Below are 1220 nucleotides of genomic sequence, written 5' to 3' on the forward strand. Positions count from 1 at the left end.
CACGGGACACTAGGCGATCATGACGATGAGCTGGGCGGTCGTGTCGAGAACGGTGTCCACAGCACGACCGCCCCGCGTGTTCACGCCTGGCGATGGAGAAAGCTCGAAAGTGGATGGACGATCAGGTCAGTACGACTGTGTGCCGACGGCCTTGCGGAAGGACGCGGTGAGGAACGCCCGGAAGTTGTACTTGTTGGTGATGTTGCCGCTATCCCGGCCGATCCGCCGCAGTACCTCCCTCGAGTGCCGTTCGGTCTCTGGGCCGTAGTCGCCGTCCAACCCGGTGCCGAGCCCCCAGACGACGCGGCAGCACCCTTGGACGATGTACGTCTGCGACGTCGAGCCCGTGCTGTAGTAGCAATCGGTCGTAGAGCCGTAGATCGCGTTGTCGGCGTGGATGTGATTGTGGTGGGTACTGTTATCCGCGTACGTGAGGACGTGCCGGAACCGACGTGCGAAGCTGGCCGCGGCTCCCCAATACCGTCTGCGATACAGCGCCGCGTTCGATCCACCATGCCATACGTCATAGCGCATGCTGATCGTATGTGTGATCCCACTGCTGTTCTTATAGACGATTTTCGCGGGGTCGAATGCACGGCCCTGCCCGTGCATTCCAGGTTTGTTCACGTAGGCGCCGTAGGTATAGATTCGCCACGGCCAGCCCCAGCTGTCCGGCGCATTGTTGTAAATGAAGTTCTTCCAGGAACTCAACTGGCTGTAGTACGTGTCGTTGAACGTGAAGCTGCTTGCGTTGCCGCTGGGCTCGTAATAGAGCCTGCAACCGGTTGTACCCAGATAGTTCCTCGTGATCAACGCCATCGGCGAGACGTCGGACGACTCGGTGGCCAGCGCATCGCCGGAATGGAACAAGTCGTCGGGATGGAACAGGTCGTCAGGATGAATCTGGTCGTCGGACGGTTGGACGGCGAACGCATCGTCGGGACGGATCAGACCGGCGGCGGCACCGGTAACACCGGCAACACCGGCCGCGCTGGCCAGCAGGAGGTTCCGCCGGGACATGGCGGACCGGGTGAATTCTTCACTTTCGGACACCGTGCTCTCCTTCCGTGGACACCCCGGACGGGGAATTGACGATCAACGTAAGTGGCAAAAGTGAACACGACAAGACCGATTCGCGAACTGCCCGCCGTAAAAAGTGAGCAGTGACCAAGCAGTGACCGGCCAGTGACCATCGAGAAGGGCCTCATGAAGTCACACTG

Annotated in this window: 1 protein-coding gene; it reads right to left on the reverse strand. The window is 60.5% G+C overall.

What is annotated here, in order from left to right:
• Positions 1 to 126: 126 nt before the first annotated feature.
• Entirely contained in the window at positions 127 to 1053 is a 927-nt protein-coding gene (locus tag ELR45_RS30540) for a hypothetical protein (protein WP_129669654.1), read from the reverse strand.
• Positions 1054 to 1220: the final 167 nt, after the last annotated feature.

Origin of the sequence: Phytoactinopolyspora endophytica, from assembly GCF_004138495.1 — a bacterium.
In the GTDB taxonomy this organism is placed as follows: Bacteria; Actinomycetota; Actinomycetes; order Jiangellales; family Jiangellaceae; genus Phytoactinopolyspora; species Phytoactinopolyspora endophytica.